The organism is Streptomyces bullii (genome assembly GCF_042657145.1).
Lineage (GTDB): Bacteria > Actinomycetota > Actinomycetes > Streptomycetales > Streptomycetaceae > Streptomyces > Streptomyces bullii.
Genome location: NZ_JBHSNY010000011.1, coordinates 224,042 through 247,609 on the forward strand (window position 1 = coordinate 224,042; position 23,568 = coordinate 247,609).

Here is a 23,568-nt window from a genome sequence, read left to right on the forward strand (position 1 = left end):
TTGCCGGATGTGCCGGATGGTGATCGGGGGGACGGTTCAGGCCGCGGTGCGGCCGACGGTGGACACGAAGTCGATGGGCTGGGCGGTGGCGCCATCCAGCGCGAGGTCGGCGGCGATGTCGCCGAAGGCGGGCGAGAGCTTGAACCCGTGACCGGAGAAGCCGGCCAGCAGGACGACGTTGGCGGCACCGGGCAGCGGGCCGATCAGCGGGCGGCTGCTCTCCGTGTAGCCCTCCATGTAGACGGCCAGGCGGGTCGGGTCCGCGTGCAGGTCCGGCATGTGGCGGAGGATCAGCTCGGTGAAGATCTCCAGTTCTTCGGGCTGGACGGTGCGGTCCAGCGCGTTGGGGTCGCCGGCGGGCTTGTGCAGCGCGCGGGACAGGCCGAGCTTGACGGAGACCCCGTCCGGAGAGGGCAGTCCGTAGCAGTGGGTGGGGGCGGTGCGGATGAAGGCCGGGCGCTCCTCGCCGAACCAGGCGTCGGTCGTGGGGACGTACCAGGCGCTGATCAGGCGGCGGATGTCCACCTCCCACGGCAGGTCGGGAAGCAGGTCGTTCACCCAGGGGCCGACGGTGACGACGACGGCGTCGAAGCGCTCGCCGCCGGAGTCGGTGCGTACCTCCACCCCGCCGCCGGCCGGGCTGATCTCGCGCACCGGCGTGTAGCGCTCGATGCGGGCACCCAGTTGCTCGGCGCGACGGGCCGCGGTCTGGACGGTCAGCTCGGGCCGGATGAAGCCGGCACGGCGGTCGAGCACGGCCGCGTCGCCGTCCTCCAGCCGGTACTGCGGGAAGCGCTTGGCCAGGGCGTCGGCGTCGAGCACCTCGTGATCGAGGCCGTGCTCGGCGATCGACTCCAGGACGGTGGCCATCTGCTGGTGCTCGGTGGGCCCCATCAGCAGGCATCCGGTCAGGCGGCGCAGCTCGCGGCCGGTCTCCTGCTGGAGCCGCTCCCAGAGGGCGTCGGCGTGCTTGAGGAGCGGGACGTACCGGGAGTCCTCGAAGTGCGCGCTGCGGAAGATCCGGGTCTCGCCACCGGCGGCGCTGCGGTCGTGGCCCGGGGCGAAGCGGTCGTAGGCGACGACCTCCGCGCCACGGGCGGCGAGGCGCCAGGCGGCCTGGCTGCCCATGGTTCCCACGCCGACGACGGCGACTCGCTTCCTGGCAGCTGACACGGGGCTTTCCTTTCGTACCGCAGGGGCGCATGCTGGGCCCCCGCGTGAGGCTGTTCGATTCGAGGTGGTTCGGGCGGAGGGGGCGGGTCCTTCGGGGGACCTCGGCTCACGAACGCCCTGTCTCGGAGTTCCGGCTGCGTCCTCGGGATCTTCCGCGAGCCGTGCCACATTGTGGAATGCTGTGCTAGTATCTGGCACAGAGAATGACAGCGGCTCCCAGGGGAGTCAAGAGGTGTCCGCGAGAGATCCTGAGGATTTACAGGGGGAAACCGGATGGAAATGAAGAGCGTCACCAGGTCGCTGCGCATCCTGGAGGCGGTCGCCCAGCATCAGCCGGTCACCGTGGGCGAACTGACGAAGCTCTTCGGCCTGCCGAAGTCGACCATGCAGCGCACCCTGGTCACACTGGCCGAAGCCGGCTGGCTGCGGGCCAACCGCAAGGACACCACCCGCTGGGAGATCGGCGCCCGCGTCCTGGCCGTACGGCCCGCCGCCCTCCAGGGGTCCAGCCTGTTCGCCGCCGCGCGCGAACCCATGGTCCGCCTGCGGGACACGGTGAACGAGACGATCCACCTGTCGGTGCCGGACGCGCTGCAATGCATGGTCGTGGTGGACCGCGTGGACTGCGCTCACGCCGTACGGACGTTTCACACCGTCGGCGACACCTCACCCCTGCACGCCACCGCGACCGGGCGTGCCGTCCTGGCCCATTTGCCGAAGCAGGACGTCGAGGAGCTCATCGCGCGAGGGCTGGAGCGCTACAGCGACACGACACCCACCGACCCGGACGAACTGCGCGCCGAACTGGACCGGATCCGCGCCGACGGATACGCGGTCAACCGCAACCAGTACCGGCCGGACGTCTGCGCGATCGCGGCGCCCGTCCTCGACGAGGAGGGCACCCCCCTGGCCACCGTGGCCATCTCCATGCCCGACTCGCGCTACGACGCGGACCGGCTGCCCGAGTGGGGCCGCCTGGTCGCCGACACCGCCGCCGAGATCACGGGACGCCGCCTGGGCGCCTGACCGAGAGCCCGGCACCGGCCAGGGCCGGCCCCCGCGCATCAGCGTGGGGGCCGGCCCTTTTCTGACGTTCGGACGGCCACCGCCCTGCGCCCGGCCGGGGGAAGGGCCGGGCGCAGGAGGCCGCCCCGCGGGGGCAGGCGCGGTCAGGGCGCTGCCACCGTGCATCACCGCGGGGCGTATCGGATTCCACTTGCGTGCCGTATTGTGGAACGCCGTGCTAGAATCCGGCACAGATCATGCCCGTGGCTCCAGGGGGGAGTCAAGTGGTGAGACCGACCGACGAGAACTGACGGGGCCCCTGATGGAAATGAAGAGCGTGACCAGGTCGCTGCGCATCCTGGAGGCGGTCGCCCACCACCAGCCCGTGACGGTGGGCGAGTTGACGAAGCTCTTCGGCCTGCCCAAGTCCACGGTGCAGCGGACGCTGGTCAGCCTGAGCGAGGCGGGGTGGCTGCGGGCGAACGGCCGGGACACCACCCGCTGGGAGATCGGCGCGCGGGTGCTCGCCGTACGGCCGGCGGCGCTTCAGGGTTCGAGCCTCTTCGCGGCGGCGAGGGAGCCCATGATCCGGCTGCGGGACGCGCTGAACGAGACGATCCACCTGTCGGTGCCGGACGCGTTGCAATGCATGGTCGTCGTCGACCGGGTGGACTGCGCCCACGCGGTGCGGACGTACTACGCGATCGGCGACACCTCACCCCTGCACGCCACCGCCACCGGGCGCGCGATCCTGGCCCATCTGCCGCCGACCGACGTGGACGAACTGGTCGCGCACCGGCTGGAGCGCTACAGCGACGCGACGCCGGTCGACCCGGCCGAGCTGCGCGCCGAGCTGAAGCGGGTGCGCACGGACGGCTACGCCCTCAACCGCAACCAGTACCGCCCGGACGTCTGTGCGATCGCCGCGCCGGTCCTGGACGAGGACGGCACACCGCTCGCCTCCGTGGCCGTCTCCATGCCGGACTCCCGCTACGACGCGGACCGGCTGCCCGAGTGGGGCCGCCTGGTCGCCGACACGGCGTCCGGCATCAGCGACCGCCGACTGGGCGCCTGACAATCCCGGGACGGCCCCGGCATGACTGGGCCCCTGCCGCCGGCCGGCGGCAGGGGCCCCGCGTGTCCGCGTCAGGAGCGGCCCGCGTGCTGCTTCTCCACCACTTCCGCGAGTGCCTCCACGAAGCGGTCGAGTTCGCTCTCCCGCATGTAGATGTGGGGCGACACGCGCATGCCCTTCAGGTGCCGTACCTCCCGGTACTTCACATGCACCTGGTGCTCGTCCCGGAGCTCCTGTTCCACCGCTCTGGCGTCCAGGCCGTCGATCGAGAACAGGCTCACCGCGCCCAGGGTGTCGGTGTCCAGCGGCGTGTGCAGCCGGAACCCGGGGATGCCCCGGGCGCGCTCCGCCCAGTACCGGGTCAGCTCCCGCACGCGCGCGTGGACGGCCGCGGCCCCGATCTCCCGGTGGAAGCGCGCCGCCGGCAGGATGCCGGCCTGGAGGGCCGAGTTGTACGTGCCGAGGTTCCAGTGGTCGAACTTGTCGACGCGCAGCGGCGGCGGATCGAAGGGGGCCAGCAGGGGCCAGGTACGGTCGATGACTCCCTCCCTGACGACCAGCATGCCGTTGCCGACCGGTGCGCCCATCCACTTGTGCAGACTGGTGACGAAGAAGTCGCAGTCCAGGTCGCGGAAGCTCACCGGCATCTGCGCGAAGGTCTGGGCGCCGTCCACCACGGTGAGCGTCCCGTTGTCCTTCGCCAGACGGCACAGCCGCTTCGCCGGTACGACGCGTCCCGTCCAGTGGGACATGTGGGTGATCTGAAGGACACGGGTGCGCGGTGTCAGGACCGCCGCGTACGCCTCGAAGATCTCGTCGTCGCTGTCCATGAGGTCGTAGTCGGCGGTGACGACCTCGATGCCCTCGCGTTCCTGCCGCTGGAACCAGGCGGCGCGCACGCTCGGGTAGTCCCAGTTCGAGACCACGACCTGGTCGCCGGCGGCCAGCGGGATGCCGAAGATCGCCGTGCACAGGCCCTCGGTGGAGTTCCGGTTGAGGGCGATCTCGCCGGGGTCGCAGTCGATGAGCCCGGCGAGTTCCGCCTTGGTCTCGGGGAGCGCCAGGTCGAGGTTGCTCCACATGTTGCGGTCGGGGTTCCGGTTGACCAGCCGGTAGGCGTCGATCGTGGCCTGCTCGACGACCAGGGGCGGCGGGCTCACGGCCGCGTTGTTCAGGTTGAGCAGGGGCCGCTGCTCCGGGTAGGCCGCGCGGACGCGCTCCCAGTCGGCTTCACCGTCGGTGTGGGCTCTCGCCATGGTGCTCTGCTCCGATGTGTCGTTGAAAGCCGATGTGTCGTTCGGACGCCGATGTTCCGTTCGAGGGCGTCGTCACCGCACGGGCACCGCGACGTACTGGTACTCCAGGAACTCGTCGATCCCGACCCGCCCGCCCTCACGGCCGAGCCCGGACTGCTTGACGCCGCCGAACGGTGCGGCCGGGTTGGAGACGAGGCCGGTGTTCAGACCCACCATGCCCACCTCCAGACCTTCGCTGACGCGCAGGCCGCGGTCCAGACCCTGGGTGAAGACGTAACCGACGAGGCCCCAGGGCGTGTCGTTGGCGCGGCGCAGGACCTCGTCCTCGTCGTCGAAGGCGAGGATCGCGGCGACCGGGCCGAAGATCTCCGTGTCCATCAGGCGGCTGCCGGGGTCGACGTCGGTGAGTACGGTCGGCGGGTAGAAGCAGCCGGGCCCCTCGGGCGTACGGCCGCCGACGAGCACGCGGGCGCCGCGCTCCACCGCGTCGGTGACGAGTTCCTGGACCTTGGCGCGCCCGGCGGCGTCGATGAGCGGGCCGACGTCGACACCGTCCCGGGTGCCGGGGCCCACCACGAGCGCGCCCATGCGCGCGGCGAGGCGGCGTGCGAACTCATCGGCCACCGACCGGTGCACGAAGAAGCGGTTGGCGGCGGTGCAGGCCTCGCCCATGTTGCGCATCTTGGCGACCATCGCGCCGTCCACGGCCTTGTCCAGGTCGGCGTCGTCGAAGACGATGAACGGCGCGTTGCCGCCCAGCTCCATCGAGGTCCGTACGACCGTGTCGGCGCACTGCGCCAGCAGCAGCCGCCCGACCTGCGTGGACCCGGTGAAGGACAGCTTGCGAATCCGCCCGCCGCGCAGGAGCGGTTCGCACACCTCCCCCGCACGGGAGGTGGTGACGACGTTCAGCACGCCGTCCGGCAGCCCGGCCTCCTGGAGGATCGCGGCGAGGGCCAGGCTGGAGAGAGGGGTCTGTGGCGCGGGCTTGAGGATCATCGTGCAGCCGGCCGCGACCGCCGGGCCGATCTTTCGGGTGCCCATGGCCAGCGGGAAGTTCCACGGGGTGATCAGCAGGCAGGGGCCGACCGGGCGGCGGGAGAGCAGCATCCGGTTGCGGCCGTCGGGCAGCAGGCCGTTGCCGCCGTCGATGCGGACGGCCTCTTCGGAGAACCAGCGGAAGAACTCGGCGGCGTACGCCACCTCTCCCCTGGCCTCCGCCAGCGGCTTGCCCATCTCGGCCGTCATCAGGTGGGCCAGCTCGTCGGTGCGGTCGAGGATGATCTCGTACGCGCGGCGCAGGATCTCACTGCGTGCCCGGGGCGCCGTACGGGCCCACCGCTCCTGCGCCTGGACGGCCGCGTCCTCCGCGACCCGGGCGTCCTTGGGTCCCGCGTCGGCGACGTGGCAGAGGATCTCGCCGGTCGCGGGGTCGTCGACGGGCAGGGTGGCGCCGTCCGCGGCGTCCACCCAGGACCCGCCGATGAACAACTGCGTGGGTGTGTCGGTCATGAGGTCTCTCCGGGTCGGTCGGCGGCGGGGTCGAGCAGTTCCGCCAGGTGCAGGGCGCGGATGTCTCGGTCACCGGTGAGGTGGTCGATCTGGGTGGCGCAGCTGAAGCCGTCGGCGACGACGACGGTCGACGTTCCCGCGTCGATCGTGTCGAGGCGGGGTGTGAGGGCCAGGTCGGCGACGGCCATGGAGGTGTCGTAGTGCTGGGCCTCGAAACCGAAGTTGCCGGCGAGTCCACAGCAGCCCTCGGCCTCGTCGACGTGTCGTACGCCGAGACGGTGCAGCAGGTCGCGGGGGCGGCGGCCGGTGAAGGTGGCGTACTCATGGCAGTGGGTCTGCAGGACGACGTCGTCCGGCAGGGCGGGTGGGGTCCAGTCGGGTGCGGCGAGGTCGGTGAGAACGCCGGTGAGGGTGTGGACGCGGGCCGCGACGCGGCGGGCGGCGTCGGTGCCGAGGAGTTCGGGCACGTCGCGTCTGAGGGCGGCGGCACAGCTGGGTTCGGCCACGACGATGGGCCGGTCGTCGCCGTTGTCGAGGCGGGCGACGGTGCGGGCCATGACGCGGCGGGCGACGGACAGTTGGCCGGTGCTGACCCAGGTCAGTCCGCAGCACAGGCCGTCCTCCGCGGTGCAGGGGATGCCAGCGTCGGCGAGCACGCGGGCGGTGGCTGCGGCGACCTGGGGGCGGAAGGCGCGTGTGAAGCTGTCGACGAAGAGGAGGGTCTTGGCCGGTTCCCCCGTCCTGGCGGTGCGCAGAGCTTTGCGCACCGCGCGCCGGGAGGCGAAGGCCGGGACCCTGCGCTTGGTGGTGACGCCTCCCAGACGGGCCAGGAGCTTGCCGGCCGGTCCGCGCAGCAGCGCGTTGACGGGGCGCGCGGCATGTCCGACGAGCGCCGAGGTCAGGGGCAGCCAGCCCAGCGAGTAGTGGGAGCGGGGCCGGAACCTGCCCTTGTAGTGCCGGTGGAGGAACTCAGCCTTGTAGGTGGCCATGTCGACACCGACCGGGCAGTCGCTGGAGCACGCCTTGCAGGACAGGCACAGGTCCAGGGCGTCACGGACCTCGGTGGAACGCCAGCCGTCCTGAACGGTCTCGCCGCGCACCATCTCCTGGAGCAGACGGGCCCGGCCCCGGGTGGAGGCGTTCTCCTCGCCGGTGGCCCGGTAGCTGGGGCACATCACGCCGCCGGCGTCGCTGCGACAGCGGCCCACGCCGACACAGCGACGCACGGCGCCGGCGAAGCCGTCCTCGTCGTGCGGGAAGCTGAACGTGGTCTCGACCAGCGGGAGTTCACGCAGGGCAAGGTCGGCGTCCAGCCGGGCCGGGGCCACGATGACGCCGGGGTTGAGCAGCCCGGTGGGGTCGAAGACCTCCTTGAAGGCGGCGAAGGTGCGGATCATGCGGTGGCTGTACATGACCTCCAGCAGCTCACCGCGCGCCCGTCCGTCGCCGTGCTCACCGGACAGGGACCCGCCGTGCTCGACGACGAGGGCGGCCGCCTCGGACAGGAAGCGGCGCATGGCCGTCCTGCCGGTGTCCGTGGCCGGGTCGAAGTCGATACGCACATGCACACAGCCCGCGCCGAAGTGCCCGTACAGCACCCCGGTCAGCTCGTGGAACGCCAGCAATCGGCGGAAGTCGCGCAGGTAGGCGGCCAGGTTCTCCGGCGCGACCGCCGCATCCTCCCAGCCCGGCCAGGACTCCCCGCCGTCGACCAGGCGGGCGGCCAGCCCGGCCCCGTCCTCGCGCACCCGCCACAGCGAGCGCCGCTCTGCCGGACTGGCGACGACCCGGCCGCCGGTCGTCCGGCCCCGGGCCTTGAGGACGTCCAGCAGTTCGGCGGCGCGGGCATCCACCGCCCCCTGGTCATCGCCGTCGAGTTCCACGTACAGCCACGCACGGCCCTCGGGCAGGCCGGTGACCGAGTCCGGGCCGCGGCGGGCGCGCATGGTGGCGACGATCGCCTCGTCCATGCCCTCCACAGCGGTGGGGTTCCAGCGCAGGATCTCCGGCACGTCCTCGGCGGCGTCGACGACGTCGTCGTAGCCGAGGGTCAGCAGCGCCGAGGCCTGTGCGGTCGCCACCAGGCGGACCGTCGCCGCGGTGACGACCGCACAGGAGCCCTCCGTTCCCACCAGGGCACGGGCCATGTCGAACCCGTGCTCGGGCAGCAGGTGGTGCAGCTGGTAACCGGAGACCTGGCGCGGCACGCGGCCCAGCTCCGTACGGATCGGCGCCAGGTTGGCGTCGACCAGACGGCGAACGTCCGCCTCCAGCCGGGAGATGCGCTCCGCGTCCTGCGGGTCGACCGCGTGCAGACCGGTGCGGTCGGCAACGGCCCGCACACCGTCGGCCGTCACGATCTCCAGCGCCTCGATGTGGTCGCTGGTGCGCCCGTGCCGCACGGAACGGTTGCCGCACGCGTCGTTGCCGATCATCCCGCCCAGCGTGCAGCGGCTGTGCGAGGACGGGTCCGGGCCGAAGGTCAGCCCGTGGAGGGCAGCCGCGCTGCGCAACGCGTCGAGGACGACGCCGGCCTCGACACGGGCGGTGCGCGCGTGCTCGTCGATGTCCAGGATGCGGTTCATGTACCGGGAGAAGTCCAGCACCACACCGGGCCCGACCGCGTTGCCCGCCATGCTCGTGCCGCCACCGCGCGCGGTGACCGCGACCCCCGCGTCACGGCAGGCACGCACCACCGCGACCACGTCCTCGGCGCCGCGTGGGAAAGCCACGGCCTGGGGCGGCACCCGGTAGTTCGAGGCGTCGTAGGCATACAGGCCGGCCGGCCCCGGGCCGGTCTCCACCCGCAGCCCGGGTGCCGTCTCGCCCAGCCGGGCCACCAGAGACGCGAGGGCGTCACTCATCGCTCTGCCGCTCCCGACGTACCGACTTCCACGGCGGTCGCCCACGCCTGAAGCCCCTCGTCCACCGCCGTCTCGTCGATCACCAACGCCGGGATCATGCGCACGACCTGGTTCCAGGCGCCGCACAGCAGCAGGAGCAGGCCCTCGTCGACGGCGGCGCGCTGCACGCGGGCGGCCGTCTCGGGGTCGGGGCTGCCGTCCTCGGTGACGAACTCGGTGGCCAGCATCAGCCCCAGACCCCGCACGTCGCCGATGGCCGGCGTGCGGTCGGCCACCGCCTCCAGCCCCTGGCGCAGCCGGGCGCCCATGGCCTCGGCGTTCTCGACGAGCTTCTCGTCGTGCACGACGTCGAGGGTGGCGCACGCGGCGGCGCAGGCGACGGCGTTGGCGCCGTACGTACCGCCCTGCGATCCGGGCCAGGCCTTGGTCATCAGTTCCTCGGAGGCGGCGATGCCCGACAGCGGGAAGCCGCTGGCCAGGCCCTTGGCGGTGATGAGGATGTCGGGGGTGACGCCGAAGTGCTCGTGGCCCCAGAAGCGGCCGGTGCGGCCGACGCCGGTCTGTACCTCGTCGAGGATCAGCAGGAAGCCGTGGCGGTCCGCACGCTCCCGCAGCCCCTCCAGGAAAGCCCGGGTGGCGGGCACGTAGCCGCCCTCGCCGAGCACCGGCTCGACGATGATCGCCGCCGTGTCGGCGGGCGAGGAGATCGTCTGGAGCGTGTAGTCCAGCTCCTTCAGGGCGAAGCGGGTCGCGGTCTCCTCGTCCCAGCCGTAGCGGTAGGCCGACGGGAAGGGGGTGACGACCACACCGCTCATCAGCGGCGAGAAGCCGGACCGGAAGCGGGTGCCGGAGGTGGTCATGGAGGCGGCGGCCACCGTACGGCCGTGGAAGCCGCCGTGGCAGACGATGACGTTCGGGCGGCCGGTGGCCTGCCGGGCCAGCCGCAGCGCCGCCTCGACCGCCTCGCTGCCGGAGTTGGTGAAGAACAGGCTGTCCAGACCGGTCGGCAGCACCTCGCCCAGCTTGTCGACGAGGCGCCGCAGGGGCTGGTGCATGACCGTCGTGTACTGGCCGTGGACGAGCGTGCCCACCTGCTCCTGCGCCGCCGCCACGACCTTGGGGTGACAGTGCCCGGTGCTGGTGACGCCGATCCCGGCGGTGAAGTCGAGGTAGCGGCGGCCGTCCTCGCCGTACAGGTGGACGCCCTCGCCCCGGACCGCCACCACGGGCGTGGCCTGGCGAAGGTGCGGCGACAGTGCGGTCATGTTCGTCTCCCGGCCGTGGGTCGTGAAGTGCTCGGTCATGAAGTGCTCCGGCCTTTCGAGGCTCCCCGCCGCCGTGGGGTGCGACAAGGCGTGATCTGTCCGGCGGGAGCGCGGTGTTCGGACGTTGTGTCAACCGCGGAAGCCCCACAGCGCCGCGCCGCCCGCCGTGGACCACCTCTTGCGCAGGTCAGCGCCGCTTGTCACAGTGACCGGGCACTCCCCCGAGCTCTCGGTTCCGCTCGAGCGGGGGGACCCCCAGGGAGACACCGTGAACGACGACCAGCCGACGGCTCGCCCACCGCACAGCGACGACCGGGACGCCCCGGCGAGCGGCCGCGCGCCGACCGTCGCCGACGTCCTGGCCCTGCCCGTCCTGGCGGCCGGACAGCCGCAGGTCGTCACCGGCGTGACCCACCTGGACCGGCCGGTGCGCTGGGTGCACATCACCGAACTGACGGACCCCGCGTCCTTCCTCAAGGGCGGCGAGCTGGTCCTGACCACCGGCATGCCCCTGCCGGACGACCCGGCGGGGGTGCGCCGGTACGTCGACGAACTCGCCGACGTCCGGGCGGCCGCCCTGGTCATCGAACTCGTACGGCGCTACCACCGCCCGCCCGACGCCCTGGTCCACGCCTGCCGCGCCCGCGGCCTCCCCCTGGTCACCCTCGCCAAGGACGTCAACTTCCTGGAGGTCACCCAGGTCGTCCATGCCCTGATCCTCGGCCACCAGGCCGACGCGATGCGCCGTACACAGCGCATCCACGAGGCGTTCACCGCGCTGACCCTGCGGGGCGCGGGAGCGGAGGACGTGGTGCGCGCGGCGGCGGAGATGAGCGGGCGCACGGTCGTCCTGGAGAACCTGGTGCACCAGGCGCTGATCTGCGAACCGTCCGGGACCACGGCGGAGGAGGCGCTCGCCGACTGGGAACGGCGCTCCCGGTCGACCCCGCCCGGCGACCACACGCAGGTCGGCGGCCCGCAGGGCTGGCTCACGACACCCGTCTCCTACCAGGGCGAACGCTGGGGGCGGCTGGCCATGCTCCCGGGCGGGCGCGGGGGTTCCGGTGGGAGCGCGGGGACCGCGGCAACCGACGGGACGCAGAGAACTTCGGGAACGGAGGGGACCAACGGGACGGCGGGAACGAAGGGGACTGCCGGTCCGGAGGGAACTTCGGGGACGGCGGGGACCGCTGAACCTCACGGAGCCGCCGGACCGACCGCGTCCCACCACCCGCCCGGACCAGCCTTCGAACCGGAGCACATCACCGTCCTGGAGCGAACGGCGATGGCCCTGACCGTCGCCCGCCTCATCCATCCCACGCCCTGGGAACGCACAGCCCACCGCAGCGCCCTGCGGGACCTCGCGGAACAGCACCACCACTCCCCCGAGGACGCGCGCGCCCGCTGTGCCGCCCTGGGTCTGCCGACCGAGGACAGCCGCTTCCTGGCGATCCTCGTGGACCTCGGCGGGGGCGACGAGGCCGGGGCGCGGGAGACCCGCCTGCACCAGGACCTCAGAACGGCGGGCATCCCGTCGCTCGTCGGCGAACTGGCCCCCGGCCGGCTCGGCGTCCTGCTGGCCCTGCGGCCGTCCCAGCCCTGGCGCCCGGTGGCCGAACGCGTGGGCCGCACGGCGCTGGGTCTGGACCCGGCGGCGATCGTGAGCGTCGGCTCGGAGGTCGCGGATCTCGTCGACGCCGCACGCTCCTTCCGCGAGGCGGCCCGGGTCACCGAGGCCACACCGCCCGGCCAGCCCCTCCCCGCGGGCCGTGCCTTCCACGAACTGCCCGACATCGGCCTGCGCCGCCTGCTGTACGCCCTGCGCCAGGACACCCGGATCCAGGACTACACCGAACGGAGCCTCGGCCGGCTCATCGAGCACGACATCCGGCACGGCACCGACCTGCTGACGACCCTGGGCCACTACCTCGACGCGGCCGGGAACAAGACGACCGCCGCGCGCCGCGGCGGCCTGTCCCGGGAGACCATGTACCAACGCCTGCGCACCGTCGAACGCCTCCTCGGCGCCGACCTCGAATCCGGCGAACGGCGCACGGAACTCCACGTGGCGCTCATGGCGTTGCACGTCCTGCGGGCCCGATGACGCCGCGACCGGAGGTTCCACGACTCCTTGCGGACCGGCGCCGGCAGCTCGCCGTCGACTGGTCGTGGTGGTCGGGAGCGGCTGACTCGAATGTGGGTTGCTGACGTCCGGCGACAGGGCCGGCGTCGCGCCCCGCCTTCGCCCATCGTGCCCCCGGCTCCCCTCCCCTGTCCGACCGTGACGGCCGTGCGCCGCGTAAAGCGATCGAAGAATGGAAATGTGCTAATACGGCGAACCGCGGGAGTGATCGGCGCGCCCGGGGACGCCGGGCCTGACGTGCGGGTGGAGGGGCTGGGCATGGGCGGGCATCCGTTGTACCTCGAGCCGCGGCTGGCGCCGCGGCTCGCCTCGTTGCTGGACTCCCCCGGGCTGCTGTACACGCTCACCGACGCCCTCGGGTCTCCGCTGAACGTGGTGATACCGGAGCAGACCGCCGACAATCTCGAACAGTTCCGGTCGGTGTACTCCAGGCACCACCTGTCCGGCCAGGTGTTCTTCGCCCACAAGGCCGGACGGTCCAGTGCCCTGCTGCGGCGGCTCGCGGCGACGGACGCCGGTGTGGACGTCGCGTCGCTGGGCGAGTTGCAGCACGCGCTCGGCGCCGGATTCACCCCCGACCGGATCATCGCCACCGGTCCGAAGAACCCGGATTTCCTCTGGCTGGCCTCCCGCACCTCGGTCACCGTCAGCGTCGACAGCGCGCGCGAGCTGGACCAACTCGCCGCGCTGGTGGGCACGTACGCGCTGCCCCGGGCTCGTGTCCTGCTGCGCCTGTCCGGCTTCGAGGCGTCCGGTGTCCGGGTGCTGAGCCGCCGCAGCCGGTTCGGTACGCCCGTGGAGGAACTGGGCCCGCTGCTGGAGGACGTCGAGCGGCATGCCGGCACCGTCGAGCCGGTGGGGATGGCGTACCACCTGGACACGACGAGCCTCGACGAGAAGGCGACCGCGCTCGAAGGGTGTCTGCGGGCGCTGGAGGAGTGCCGCCGCAGGGGGCTGCGGCCCCGGGCCGTGGACATCGGCGGCGGGTTCGGCGTCAACTACCTCGCGGACGGCGCTCAGTGGGACCGGTACACGACGGAACTCACCTCCGCCGTCCTGGGCGCCCGCCCGCCCCTGACCTGGGGCGGGCACGGCTACGGACTGCGCAGCGAGGGCGGCACGCTGCGCGGCTCCCTCGGGGTCTACCCCGCCCACCGGAAGGTCGCCGGCGCGCGGTACCTCGACGCGTTGCTGTCCCACCCGGCAGCGTCCCTGGGCGGCCGCCCGCTGGGCACGCTGCTGGTGGAGCACCTGTACGACCTGCACACCGAACCCGGCCGGGCGCTGCTGGACCAGTGCGGGCTGACCCTGGCGAGGGTGCTGGAGGTGCGCGAGCAGCCGGGTGACGGCGCGCCGCTGCTCGTACGGCTGGCGGCCAAGGCCGACGACGTGGCCCTGGAGGAGCACGGGGTGCTGATGGACCCCGTGCTTCTGTCGCGCCCGGGCGGCCCCGGGGACGAACGGCCGGTCGCCGTCCACCTCTTCGGCAGCCTCTGCCTGGAGTCCGACCTGGTCACGCGCCGCGTCGTCTTCCTGCCCCGTCGCCCCGAGCCGGGCGACCTGCTGGCCTTCGTGAACACCGCCGCCTACTGCATGGACTTCCACGTCACCCGCGCCCAGCAGCAGCCCTCCGCACGCAAGGTCGCGGCCTGGCAGGAGGGCGGCTCGTGGCGCTGGTGCCTGGACGATCAGTACTGGCCGACCACACCCGTGGGGGTAACGCAGTGAGGTACGACAGCATCACCGAAGCCATCGGCAACACCCCGCTGGTGCGCATCGACCCGGCCGTGCACGGTCTGCGGCACATCGACCTCTACGCCAAGCTGGAGTTGCTCAACCCGTTCGGGTCGGTCAAGGACCGGGCCGCATGGCACATGGCGCGCCCGCACCTGGCCGAAGCGGCCGAACAAGGCAGCCAGGTCGTCGAGTTGTCCAGCGGCAACACCGCCAAGGCCCTCGCGGTCCTGGCGGGCATGCACGGCCTGACGTTCAAGAGCGTCACCAACCGGATGCGCGTCCCGGAGATCAAGGACCTGCTGCTGCTGCTCGGCGCGGAGATCGAGGAACTGCCGGGCCAGAGCGAGTGCCTGGACCCGACCGCGACCGACGACCCGCTGACCCTCTTCCACCGGACGCTGTCCGAGCAGGGCAGCGCCTATCTGCACACCGACCAGTACTTCAACCCGCGCAACACCGAGGCCCATCTGACGGGCACCGGACCGGAGATCGTCAAGGACCTGGACGGCCGGGCGCCGGACTGGTTCGTCGCCTGTGTCGGCACCGCCGGGTCCTCCACCGGAGTCGCCCGCGTGCTGCGCGACACCGACCCGGCGGTGCGGGTCCTGGGGCTGGTCGCGGCCAAGTCCGACTTCATCCCCGGGATCCGCACCATCGACGAGGCGCGCGAGGTGGGCCTGTTCGATCCCGGTACGTACGACACGATCGAGGCGGTCGGCGCCGATGAGGCGATCGAGGGGATGCTGACCCTGAACCGCCGGTGCGGCATCCTGGCCGGACCGACCGGCGGGGCCGCCTACTTCGGCGCCCTGCGGCACCTGCGGGCGGCGGACGCCGAACTGGCGCAGGCGGTGTCGCCGCCGGCGGAGCGTCGGTCGGCGGTGTTCATCGTCTGCGACCGCGTCGAGAGCTACCTGAGCTATGTCCGGCAGCGGCGCCCGGACCTGTTCGGCCGCCCCCGCCGTACGAACTCCCCGGCCGACCTGACCGAGAACGAGATCCGCACGGCCCCCAGCATCGACGTCGCCGGAGCACGGGCGTGGATCGCCACGGGCCGGCCGCTCGTGGTGGACCTGCGCAGCCCCTTCGCGTACGCCGCGCTGCACATCGACGGCTCGGTCAACATCGTCGACGAGGTCTTCGAGGAACTCCTGCGCGGCGGCCTGCCCTTCAGCCGCACCCGGCCGGTGCTGCTGGCCTGCCCGGTCGGCGAGAAGTCCGCCCGCTATGCCGCGCTGCTGACCCGGATGGGGCACCCCGACATCCGCAGCCTGGCCGGCGGCATCATCGCCTGGCGGGACGCGGGCGCTCCCCTGGTGCGGGACTGATCACCATGACAGGCACCCAAGCGCCGGAGACGGCCGACGAGTTGAGGGAGTGGCAGCGCGCGCTGCGGGCGCAGTTCCCCATCATCACCGGGAACCCCGAATTGGCCTACCTGGACAGCGCGGCCACCGCCCAGAAGCCGCGGGCCGTCCTCGACGCCGTCCAGACCTATCTGACCACCACCAACGCCAACGCCGGACGCGGCACCTACACCTGGGCCAACCGGACCACGGACCTGGTGGAGGAGACCCGCGACCGGGTCAAACGGTTCCTGGGCGATCCGGCGCCGGAACAGTCCTGCGTGCACTTCACCAGCGGCACCACCGAGGGGCTGAGCCGCATCGCCCGCGACTGGCTGCCGTCCCTGCTCACCGACGGCGACGAGATCGTCGTCCCCGTCGCCGACCACCAGGCCAACATCACGCCCTGGCTGGAGACCCGGGAACTCCTCGCCCGCCAGGGCGTGCACGTCCGCGTCCGGCCGATGCCCTATCAGCGGTCCTCGGGCGACTACGACCACACCGCACTCGCCGAACTGGCCGGCCCCCGCACCCGGTTCGTCGCCGTCACCCACGTCCACCACGTGTACGGCGGCAACATGAACGTCCACCGCGTCCGCCGGGCCGTCGGCCCGGACACCGTCGTCTGCCTGGACGCCGCGCAGAGCGTCGGCCACCTGCCGGTGTCCGTGGCCGACCTGGACGTCGACTTCGCCGTGTTCTCCGGGCACAAGGCCCTGGCGCTGCCCGGCACCGGAGCGATCTGGGCCCGCCAGGAGCGCGGTCCGTCCTTCGTCCCCGCCGGCTGGTCGGGCACGCCCCACACGGTGGGCATCGCGTCGCTGGCCGCCGCACTGGACTGGCTGGACACCGCCGGCGTCGACCGGATCGAACAGTGGACGGCGGCGTTGGCGGCCCGGCTCACGGAAGGACTGCGCCACCTGGACGCCTACGAGGTGCTCGGCTGCCAGACCAGCCTGGCCGCCGACTCACCCGTGCAGCGCCGCCTGGGCATCGTCACCTTCCGGCACCGGGACATCGACTCCGGCGACCTCGGATTCATCCTGTTCAGCCACGGCTTCATGGTCCGCTCCGACCACCACTGCCAGGGCGGTGCCGGTGAGAGGACCGGCTCGGTGCGAGTGAGCCTGCACGTGTACAACACCGCCGAGGAGATCGACCGGTTGCTGACCGTCCTCGCCACGCTCGAGTGACACGACAGGGACTGTGCGGAATGAGAACCGTTTCCACCTGTAGCCTCTGGTGTCGAACGACACGGACGGACGCGAGACGGCGAAGGTGGCACGACCGGATGGGGCTGAGCCTGGCGGCGGCGGAGCGATGGGTGGAGCGGTGGGAGCGCCAGCAGGAGCACTACGCCATCGACCGCGAGGAGCGTTTCACGGTCATCGCCGACGTCGTCGAGCACATCACCGCGGGCCGCCCGGGCAGGCCGCTCGTCGTCGACCTCGGCTGCGGCCCCGGCTCTCTGGCGGCCCGGCTGGCCCGGCGGCTGCCCGGCGCCGACATCGTGGCCGTCGACCGGGATCCACTGCTGCTGGAGCTGGCCCGCACCCATCACGCGGACGCGGCCCGCTACGTCGACGCGGAGATCGGCGAGCCGGGGTGGGCCGAGGCCCTGGACCTGGATCGCCCGCTGGACGCGGCCGTGTCGACCACGGCACTGCACTACCTGGACCCGGACGCGCTGCTGCGCACCTACCGCCGGCTCGCGGCGCTGCTGCGGCCCGGCGGCGTCCTCGTCAACGGCGACCACCTCCCGCACGACGACGCCGGGCTCGCCGAAGTCGCCGGTTGGGTCGGACGCCGCAGTGCGGAGCGCCGGCGGGTCCACGCCCACGAGGACTGGTCCTCCTGGTGGACGGCCGTCGCGCAGGACCCCGAACTGACCGACCTCCTCACCGAACGCGAACGCCGCGACCGCGCGTCCGCGGTCGGCACCCACACCCCCGCTCCGCTGTCCCTGGCGGCCCATGTCCGGCTGCTGCGGCAGGCCGGCTTCGCACAGGCCGGCGCCGTCTGGCAGTACGGCGACAGCCACGTCGTCGTCGCCCTCCGCTGACCCCGGAAGCCGGCAACGAGGCCGGGCCGGGCCCGCTCCGCGAGCACCGACCCGGTCTGGAACACCGACGCGCGGGACACGGCCCTCAGGCGGTCCCGGGCGTCAGCGGTCCCGGTGGGGGTCAGCCTGTCCCGGTGGACGTGAGCCGGTGCCGGACGTAAGCCGGTCCGGTGGACGTGAGCCGGTCCCCGTGGACGTCAGCCGGTGCCGGACGTAAGCCGGTTCCGTGGACGTAACCCGACCGAACGACCCTCCTCAGCCGACCCCGGTGGCCGTCAGCCGGTCGGGCCAGTCGTCAGCCGGCCCCGGCGGACGCAAGCCGGTCCGGTGGACGCAAGCCGGTCCGGTGGACGTAAGCCGGTCCGGTGGACGTGAGCCAACCCCGGCGCTGGTCTGCCGACCCCAGTGGCCGTCAGCCGACCCCGTCGGCCCCGGCCCGCTGCCACTCCGCTTCCCGCAGCAGACGCAGGCCGTTCAGGCCGACCAGGACCGTGGACCCCTCGTGGCCCGCGACGCCGAGCGGCAGCGGCAGCGTGCCGACCAGGTCCCAGGTGACGAGTCCGGCGATGAACACCCCGGCGATGACCAGGTTCTGCACCACGAGCTGGCGCGCACGGCGCGACAGGGCCACGGTCGTGGGCACGGCGGCGAGTTCGTCGCGGACGATCACCGCGTCGGCGGTCTCCAGGGCGAGGTCCGAGCCGGCCCGGCCCATGGCGACCCCGATGTGCGCGGCGGCCAGGGCGGGCGCGTCGTTGACGCCGTCGCCGACGACCATCACCTTGCGGCCCGCACCCTCCATCTCCTTGACGGCGTTCATCTTGTCCTGCGGCAGCAGCCCGGCCCGCACGTCGTCGATGCCGGCCTCGGCCGCCAGGTGGGCGGCGGCCCGGGGGTTGTCGCCGGTGAGCAGGGTCGGGGCGGTTCCGGTGAGCCTGGCGAGGGAGGCGACGGTGGCGGCGGCGTCCGGGCGCGGCCGGTCCGCGATGCCCAGCACCCCGGCCGGGCTGCCGTCGACCAGCACCAGGATGGCGGTACGGCCAAACTCCTCCAGCTCCTCGGCCAGCGCCGCGACGGGGCTTCGGGCCTCGTCCAGCAGTCGAGCCGGAGCGCCCACCTCGACCGTACGGCCGTCGACGACGGCCTTCACTCCGACGCCGGGTTCGGACGCGAAGTCCTCGGCGGCCGGAAGGCCGAGACCGCGTTCGCTCGCCGCGTCGACGACCGCCCGGGCCAGCGGGTGCTCACTGGGGTGCTCGGCCGCTGCCGCGAGCGTCAGCAGCTCCTCCTCCCGCAGGCCCGATCCGGGCAGCGGCCGCAGGTCGGTGACGCGGGGCGTGCCCTCGGTGAGCGTGCCGGTCTTGTCGAGCGCGACGGCGTCGACCTGGCCCAGACGTTCCATCACCACGGCCGACTTGACCAGGACGCCGTGGCGTCCGGCGTTGGCGATGGCCGACAGCAGGGGCGGCATGGTGGCCAGTACCACCGCGCACGGCGAGGCCACGATCATGAAGGTCATGGCACGCAGCAGCGCCTCGGAGAACTCCTCGCCGAAGGCGAGCGGGACACCGAAGACGGCGAGCGTCGCGGCCACCATGCCCAGCGAGTAGCGCTGTTCGACCTTCTCGATGAACAGCTGGGTGGGCGCCTTGGTCTCGGACGCCTCTTCCACCATGCGCACGATGCGGGCGATCACGGAGTCGGAGGCGTCGCGTTCGACGCGGACGCGCAGCGCGCCGGTGCCGTTGAGGGAGCCCGCGAAGACGTCGTCGCCCGGCTCCTTCGCCGCGGGGAGCGGTTCACCGGTGATGCTCGCCTGGTCGACCTCGCTGGTGCCCTCCAGTACCCGGCCGTCGGCGCCGACTCGCTCACCGGGCCGTACGAGGACGGTGTCGCCGACCGCCAGCTCCCCCACGGCGACGGTCTCCCCGGTGCCGTCCGCGGTGAGGCGGGTGGCCGTGGCGGGAGCCAGGTCGAGCAGGCCGCGCACCGAGTCGGCGGTACGGGCGGTGGCCAGGGCCTCCAGGGCGCCGGAGGTGGCGAAGATGACGATGAGCAGGGCGCCGTCCATCACCTGCCCGATCGAGGCGGCGCCGAGTGCGGCGACGACCATCAGCAGGTCGACGTCGAGGGTCTTGTCCTTGAGCGCCTTGAGCCCTTCCCAGCCCGGTTCCCAGCCGCCGGTGACGTAGGACAGGGCGTAGAGCGGGCCCCATGTCCAGACCGGTGCCCCGGTGAGCTGCAGGGGCAGCGCGAACAGGAAGAAGGCGGTGGCCGCGACGGCCCAGCGGACCTTGGGCAGCGCGAACAGCCGGGTGCGCCGCCGGGGCACCTCCCCGGCGCGCGTGGACACGGCCCGGTCGGCCGACGGCGGGGTGAGCGTGGAAGTCATCCGTGGTCCTTCGCGAGGAACGCCTACGGGCATGCGGGCATACGGGCATACGGGCATACGGCTGTTTCCGGAGCCGTCCCCCCACCTTACAGGAACAAATGAAGACTCATTCATGTCTTCATGTCCCGCGCGGACGGACCCATCGCGACACGGAGCGCACTTCGTCGGTTTGCTGTTCCGGCAACAAGGAGTGCCAGGACCGGGACGACGGTCGCAATCTGGTGCCCCGCCAAGGCAGTTGCAGCGATCAGGAGGCCACACGATGACCATCCACGAAGACACCGCGACCGCACCGGGCGCCGACGGCGGCACGCCGCCGGGCAACCGCGTCCACCTCGTCCGAGCCGGCGAGCTGGACGGCCACACCGCCCTCAGCGGCAGCACGGTCGGATCCAGGAGGCTCTGGATGGGCCTGGTGGAGAACCCGCCGCTGAGCGCGACGGACAACCACCACCACGGCGATTCGGAGGCGGGGATCTACGTCGTCAGCGGTCATCCCGTGTTCGTCTACCACGACGGCACACAGGAGGTACGGGTCGCCGCCGGCCCTGGCGACTTCCTGCTCGTCCCCCCGTTCGTCCCGCATCGCGAGGAGAACCCCGATCCCGACGAGCCCGTGGTCGTCGTCATCGCACGCACCACGCAGGAGCCGATCAAGGTCTCCGTGCCCGAGCTGTACCAACTCACTGAGACCGAGAGGCGGTAGGCGGACCAGGGGACCGACCGGCCGCCCGACCGGCCAGGCATCGGGCGGGCACCGGACGGGCAATTGCCTGGAGGGCCGGCGCGCGACCGCGCCAGCCCTCCACCACCCCGTACCTGGCGGTTAGGCGAACTGGCCGGGCCGGTAGTCGCCGGCGGGCTGCCGGACGATGACGTTCAGCCGGTTGAAGGCGTTGATGAGGGCGATCAGGGACACCAGAGCGGCGAGCTGCTCCTCGTCGTAGTGCTTGGCGGCATTCGCCCAGGCCTCGTCCGTGACCCCGCCGGCCGCGTCCGCGATCCGGGTGCCCTGCTCCGTCAGCTCCAGCGCGGCGCGCTCGGCCTCGGTGAAGACGGTGGCCTCCCGCCATGCCGCGACCAGGTTCAGCCGCACCGACGATTCACCGGCCGCGGCTGCCTCCTTGGTGTGCATGTCGGTGCAGAACCCGCATCCGTTGATCTGACTCGCACGGATCTTCACCAGCTCCTGCGTCGCCGCGGGCAGCGTCGAGTCCGAGACGACGCTGCCCGCCGAGACGATGCGCTTCAGGAACTTGCCGGCCGTCTCGTTGCCGAAGACGTTCAAACGGGCGTCCATGGTGAACTCCTCTGCCGTGGAGAATGGTTGCGCCCGTACGACGGAGCGGCTCGCCACGATGTGACAGGCCTCGAATGTGACCTGCGTCTCCCCGGCTCGGACCATGCGGACACCTCTCTTGGTGACCCCATGGCATGACCTGCCCGTCCAAAGGGGAACAATCGGTCCCGGTCATCCGTACCATCGCTGTCCAAAGCCCCTGGGCATCGCGTTCCGGCCATCACGCCGGAAGAAGAAGGGTCAGCGACATGTCCGAGACCACCACCACGGCCGCCAGTGACCTGGCATCGCAGTACGCCGCCCAAGTGACCAGCGATCTGGAACACAACATCAAGGAGCAGGAACGTATCGGTACGGAGATCGCCGCCCTGCAAGAGCAGTTGGCCACCTTGCAGCAGGACCACGCCGTGCTGGTGAACATGCAGCAAGCGCTGGGCATCGCGGCCTCCCCCGTCCAGCCCGCGTCCGCCGGCGGCACGGTGCCCGCGCCCCGCACGAAGGCAGCCGGCTCCGATGCGCCCAAGAAGACGCGGGCCAAAAAGGCCACCGCGGCGTCGGGCCGTACGAAGGCCCGCAAGCCCTCCGCCGCCAAGTCCCCCGCCGCGAGCGGATCTTCGGCTGAGCCGAAGCTGGTCGACCTCGTCCGTCAACACCTCACCGAGCAGAGCGAACCGCGCTCCGCCGCGGAGATCGCCACCGCCCTCCATCAGGCGCAGCCCGAACGGAACATCAAGACCACCGTCGTGCGCGGCACCCTGGAGAACCTCGTGGCCAAGGGCCAGGTCCAACGCACCAAGCAGGGCACCTCCGTGTTCTACACGACCCCCGACGCCCCCGGGCAGACGGCCAGGTCGGCACCCAGCGCGTCGTCCAGGGCCACGTCCGAGGCCGCGCCCAAGTCTTCGTCCAAGGCGTCGCGAAATGCATCGTCCAAGGCGTCGCCCAAGGCATCGTCCAAGATGCAGGCCGAGGAGCAGCCTGAGGCCCAGCAGGATGCGGTTGCATGAGCCGGGCGTTCCGGTCAAGGGGCCATACGGGTGCGCTACATTTTGCCTGCCCTTGACCGCGATCACTCACGATCTCTCACCCACGGAGCCGGCACCACCATGAGCGACATCGTCAACGGAATGGGCCGGGCCACCGCTTACGGTGCCCTGGGCCTGGTCCTGCTCGTCCTCGGCATCGTCCTGGTCGACGTGCTCACCCCCGGAAAGCTCGGCCGGCAGATCTGGGAGGAACGCAACCGCAACGCCGCGCTGGTGCTCAGCTCCGCGCTGCTCGGCATCGGCGGCATCGTGTTCACGTCCATCTGGACGACGTACGAGGACTTCGGCAAGGGGCTCGTGTCGACGGCGGCGTTCGGGCTGCTGGGGCTGGTGATGATGGCCGTGGCGTTCCTGGTGGTGGACCTGATCACGCCGGGACGCCTGGGCGCGACGCTGGTGGAGCCGGAGCCGCACCCGGCGGTGTGGGTGACGGCGTGCTGCAACGTGGCGGTGTCCGCCGTGGTGTCGGCGTCCATCGCCTGACACGACGTCACCGGACGGGCACAGCCGGAGCCGTTGTCACCTGCGGGGCCCGCGAAGGCGCTGGAGAACTCAACGCCTTCGCGGGCCCCGCAGCCTGCACGGCGGGTGTCCCGGCCGACCGGCGTCTCAGGCGCCGGTGGGCACGAAGAGACAGAACGGGTGGCCCACCGGGTCGTACAGAACACGTACGTCCTCCTGTGGCTGGAACTCGGCGACGGTCGCTCCCAGACCGACAGCGTGACTCACGGCCGGCGGCAGGTCGTCCACCTCGATGTCCAGATGCGTCATCATCTGCTGCTCGTCCGCGGTGGAAGGCCACCGCGGACGCCTGAAGAGCGGTTCGGTCTGGAACGAGAGCCCGACACCGCCGTCGGGCGGCACGAGTTCGACCCAGCCCTGCTCCTGCTTCCTCACCGACCAGCCGAGCAACTCCTGGTAGAAGGCGGCGAGTTCCCGGGCATCCGGGGCGTCGAGTGTGGTCGCGATCAACGTGAAACGCGGTCGAGGCTTCATGACGTGCGGTTACCCGCCTTCACCCGAGACGTGTGTCCGGCCCCGGCCGGCACCCCCCATCGTGTGAACGTGAATACGTCCAGGCACCGTGTGTCTTGGTGCTGACGTCGGCGCCCGACGTGGGGTCGTCGCACGAGGAGCGAACCCGGAAGCGGGCGGCGGCCGGCGGGGCGCCCTCCATGCGGTGCGTACGACGATGACGTGGGCGATCGCGTGGAGGATAGGTCTCCCGCGGACCGGCACGCGGCCGTGTCTTCCAGAGACCGGCGCGCGGCCGTGCCCCGCGCATCCCGGTGCTCACCGGCCGTTTCTCGCCATATGTGCGACGGGGGTGCCGCATCGGTCAGGAATCGAGAAGCGCGGGTCACGCGACCGCGACTAGCGTGACCGGGACGG

18 protein-coding genes are annotated in these 23,568 nt (G+C 72.0%); 10 read left to right on the plus strand and 8 right to left on the minus strand.

Translation table 11 applies throughout. The features are described from left to right. Positions 1-36 precede the first annotated feature (36 nt). Positions 37-1,173, minus strand: coding sequence for an N-methyl-L-tryptophan oxidase (gene solA / locus ACFPZJ_RS30195; protein WP_381028145.1), 1,137 nt, complete (start codon positions 1,171-1,173; stop codon positions 37-39). Between the two features lie 279 nt (positions 1,174-1,452). Between solA and ACFPZJ_RS30200 the strand changes: the two genes are divergently transcribed. Then, entirely contained in the window at positions 1,453-2,199 is a 747-nt protein-coding gene (locus ACFPZJ_RS30200) for an IclR family transcriptional regulator (RefSeq protein ID WP_381028353.1), read from the plus strand. A 307-nt stretch (positions 2,200-2,506) separates the two neighbouring features. Beyond that, complete coding sequence (locus ACFPZJ_RS30205) at positions 2,507-3,253, plus strand: IclR family transcriptional regulator (protein WP_381028356.1); 747 nt, start codon at positions 2,507-2,509, stop codon at positions 3,251-3,253. Between the two features lie 71 nt (positions 3,254-3,324). Here ACFPZJ_RS30205 and ACFPZJ_RS30210 read toward each other — a convergent pair whose 3' ends face one another. The 4 genes from ACFPZJ_RS30210 to ACFPZJ_RS30225 form a co-directional block, all read right to left on the minus strand. Next, a complete protein-coding gene (locus ACFPZJ_RS30210; RefSeq protein ID WP_381028147.1) occupies positions 3,325-4,509 on the minus strand; it encodes an aminotransferase class V-fold PLP-dependent enzyme in 1,185 nt (394 codons plus the stop codon). Between the two features lie 72 nt (positions 4,510-4,581). Continuing rightward, positions 4,582-6,021 (minus strand): NAD-dependent succinate-semialdehyde dehydrogenase, encoded by a 1,440-nt coding sequence (locus tag ACFPZJ_RS30215; RefSeq protein WP_381028150.1) that lies wholly within the window; start codon positions 6,019-6,021, stop codon positions 4,582-4,584. After that, positions 6,018-8,885 (minus strand): FAD-binding and (Fe-S)-binding domain-containing protein, encoded by a 2,868-nt coding sequence (locus ACFPZJ_RS30220; protein ID WP_381028151.1) that lies wholly within the window; start codon positions 8,883-8,885, stop codon positions 6,018-6,020. Before ACFPZJ_RS30220 ends, ACFPZJ_RS30215 begins: the two co-directional genes overlap by 4 nt. Continuing rightward, a complete protein-coding gene (locus ACFPZJ_RS30225; RefSeq protein WP_381028359.1) occupies positions 8,882-10,150 on the minus strand; it encodes an aspartate aminotransferase family protein in 1,269 nt (422 codons plus the stop codon). The genes ACFPZJ_RS30220 and ACFPZJ_RS30225 overlap by 4 nt, the downstream gene beginning before the upstream one ends. A 268-nt stretch (positions 10,151-10,418) precedes the next feature. Here ACFPZJ_RS30225 and ACFPZJ_RS30230 point away from each other — a divergent pair, with 268 nt between their 5' ends. The 5 genes from ACFPZJ_RS30230 to ACFPZJ_RS30250 all read left to right on the plus strand — a co-directional run bounded on the left by ACFPZJ_RS30230 (position 10,419) and on the right by ACFPZJ_RS30250 (position 17,438). Continuing rightward, positions 10,419-12,254 (plus strand): PucR family transcriptional regulator, encoded by a 1,836-nt coding sequence (locus ACFPZJ_RS30230; protein WP_381028153.1) that lies wholly within the window; start codon positions 10,419-10,421, stop codon positions 12,252-12,254. A 297-nt stretch (positions 12,255-12,551) separates the two neighbouring features. Next, positions 12,552-14,021 (plus strand): Y4yA family PLP-dependent enzyme, encoded by a 1,470-nt coding sequence (locus ACFPZJ_RS30235; protein ID WP_381028362.1) that lies wholly within the window; start codon positions 12,552-12,554, stop codon positions 14,019-14,021. Beyond that, the gene (locus ACFPZJ_RS30240; RefSeq protein ID WP_381028156.1) at positions 14,018-15,358 is read left to right on the plus strand and encodes a pyridoxal-phosphate dependent enzyme; all 1,341 of its coding nucleotides are present in this window, start codon (positions 14,018-14,020) and stop codon (positions 15,356-15,358) included. The genes ACFPZJ_RS30235 and ACFPZJ_RS30240 overlap by 4 nt, the downstream gene beginning before the upstream one ends. A 5-nt stretch (positions 15,359-15,363) precedes the next feature. After that, positions 15,364-16,569, plus strand: a complete 1,206-nt coding sequence (locus ACFPZJ_RS30245; RefSeq protein ID WP_381028157.1) for an aminotransferase class V-fold PLP-dependent enzyme — start codon at positions 15,364-15,366, stop codon at positions 16,567-16,569. Positions 16,570-16,667: 98 nt separating this feature from the next. Then, positions 16,668-17,438: a class I SAM-dependent methyltransferase gene (locus tag ACFPZJ_RS30250; protein ID WP_381028160.1), complete on the plus strand. Its 771-nt coding sequence runs from the start codon at positions 16,668-16,670 to the stop codon at positions 17,436-17,438. Between the two features lie 412 nt (positions 17,439-17,850). Here the strand turns inward: ACFPZJ_RS30250 and ACFPZJ_RS30255 are convergent, their stop codons facing one another. Continuing rightward, positions 17,851-19,830 carry a heavy metal translocating P-type ATPase gene (locus tag ACFPZJ_RS30255; RefSeq protein WP_381028162.1) on the minus strand — a complete coding sequence of 660 codons (1,980 nt, stop codon included), beginning with the start codon at positions 19,828-19,830 and terminating at the stop codon, positions 17,851-17,853. Between the two features lie 262 nt (positions 19,831-20,092). Here ACFPZJ_RS30255 and ACFPZJ_RS30260 point away from each other — a divergent pair, with 262 nt between their 5' ends. After that, a complete protein-coding gene (locus ACFPZJ_RS30260) occupies positions 20,093-20,536 on the plus strand; it encodes a cupin domain-containing protein (protein WP_381028165.1) in 444 nt (147 codons plus the stop codon). 120 nt (positions 20,537-20,656) lie between these two features. Here ACFPZJ_RS30260 and ACFPZJ_RS30265 read toward each other — a convergent pair whose 3' ends face one another. Beyond that, entirely contained in the window at positions 20,657-21,130 is a 474-nt protein-coding gene (locus ACFPZJ_RS30265) for a carboxymuconolactone decarboxylase family protein (RefSeq protein ID WP_381028167.1), read from the minus strand. Positions 21,131-21,378: 248 nt separating this feature from the next. On the opposite strand from ACFPZJ_RS30265, the gene ACFPZJ_RS30270 reads away from it, so the two are divergent. Together ACFPZJ_RS30270 and ACFPZJ_RS30275 are read left to right on the plus strand one after the other, a co-directional pair. After that, the gene (locus ACFPZJ_RS30270) at positions 21,379-22,137 is read left to right on the plus strand and encodes a hypothetical protein (protein ID WP_381028170.1); all 759 of its coding nucleotides are present in this window, start codon (positions 21,379-21,381) and stop codon (positions 22,135-22,137) included. A gap of 99 nt (positions 22,138-22,236) precedes the next feature. After that, positions 22,237-22,659: a DUF350 domain-containing protein gene (locus tag ACFPZJ_RS30275; RefSeq protein WP_381028173.1), complete on the plus strand. Its 423-nt coding sequence runs from the start codon at positions 22,237-22,239 to the stop codon at positions 22,657-22,659. 126 nt (positions 22,660-22,785) lie between these two features. Here the strand turns inward: ACFPZJ_RS30275 and ACFPZJ_RS30280 are convergent, their stop codons facing one another. Beyond that, complete coding sequence (locus tag ACFPZJ_RS30280; protein ID WP_381028176.1) at positions 22,786-23,172, minus strand: VOC family protein; 387 nt, start codon at positions 23,170-23,172, stop codon at positions 22,786-22,788. Positions 23,173-23,568: the final 396 nt, after the last annotated feature.

Coding starts and splice junctions, on each gene's coding strand:
- ACFPZJ_RS30200 (WP_381028353.1), top strand. CDS start 1,453: ATGAAGAGCGTCACCAGGTCGCTGCGCATCCTGGAGGCGGTCGCCCAG.
- ACFPZJ_RS30205 (WP_381028356.1), top strand. CDS start 2,507: ATGAAGAGCGTGACCAGGTCGCTGCGCATCCTGGAGGCGGTCGCCCAC.
- ACFPZJ_RS30210 (WP_381028147.1), bottom strand. CDS start 4,509: ATGGCGAGAGCCCACACCGACGGTGAAGCCGACTGGGAGCGCGTCCGC.
- ACFPZJ_RS30215 (WP_381028150.1), bottom strand. CDS start 6,021: ATGACCGACACACCCACGCAGTTGTTCATCGGCGGGTCCTGGGTGGAC.
- ACFPZJ_RS30220 (WP_381028151.1), bottom strand. CDS start 8,885: ATGAGTGACGCCCTCGCGTCTCTGGTGGCCCGGCTGGGCGAGACGGCA.
- ACFPZJ_RS30225 (WP_381028359.1), bottom strand. CDS start 10,150: ATGACCGCACTGTCGCCGCACCTTCGCCAGGCCACGCCCGTGGTGGCG.
- ACFPZJ_RS30235 (WP_381028362.1), top strand. CDS start 12,552: ATGGGCGGGCATCCGTTGTACCTCGAGCCGCGGCTGGCGCCGCGGCTC.
- ACFPZJ_RS30245 (WP_381028157.1), top strand. CDS start 15,364: ATGACAGGCACCCAAGCGCCGGAGACGGCCGACGAGTTGAGGGAGTGG.
- ACFPZJ_RS30250 (WP_381028160.1), top strand. CDS start 16,668: ATGGGGCTGAGCCTGGCGGCGGCGGAGCGATGGGTGGAGCGGTGGGAG.
- ACFPZJ_RS30255 (WP_381028162.1), bottom strand. CDS start 19,830: ATGACTTCCACGCTCACCCCGCCGTCGGCCGACCGGGCCGTGTCCACG.
- ACFPZJ_RS30260 (WP_381028165.1), top strand. CDS start 20,093: ATGACCATCCACGAAGACACCGCGACCGCACCGGGCGCCGACGGCGGC.
- ACFPZJ_RS30265 (WP_381028167.1), bottom strand. CDS start 21,130: ATGGACGCCCGTTTGAACGTCTTCGGCAACGAGACGGCCGGCAAGTTC.
- ACFPZJ_RS30270 (WP_381028170.1), top strand. CDS start 21,379: ATGTCCGAGACCACCACCACGGCCGCCAGTGACCTGGCATCGCAGTAC.
- ACFPZJ_RS30275 (WP_381028173.1), top strand. CDS start 22,237: ATGAGCGACATCGTCAACGGAATGGGCCGGGCCACCGCTTACGGTGCC.
- ACFPZJ_RS30280 (WP_381028176.1), bottom strand. CDS start 23,172: ATGAAGCCTCGACCGCGTTTCACGTTGATCGCGACCACACTCGACGCC.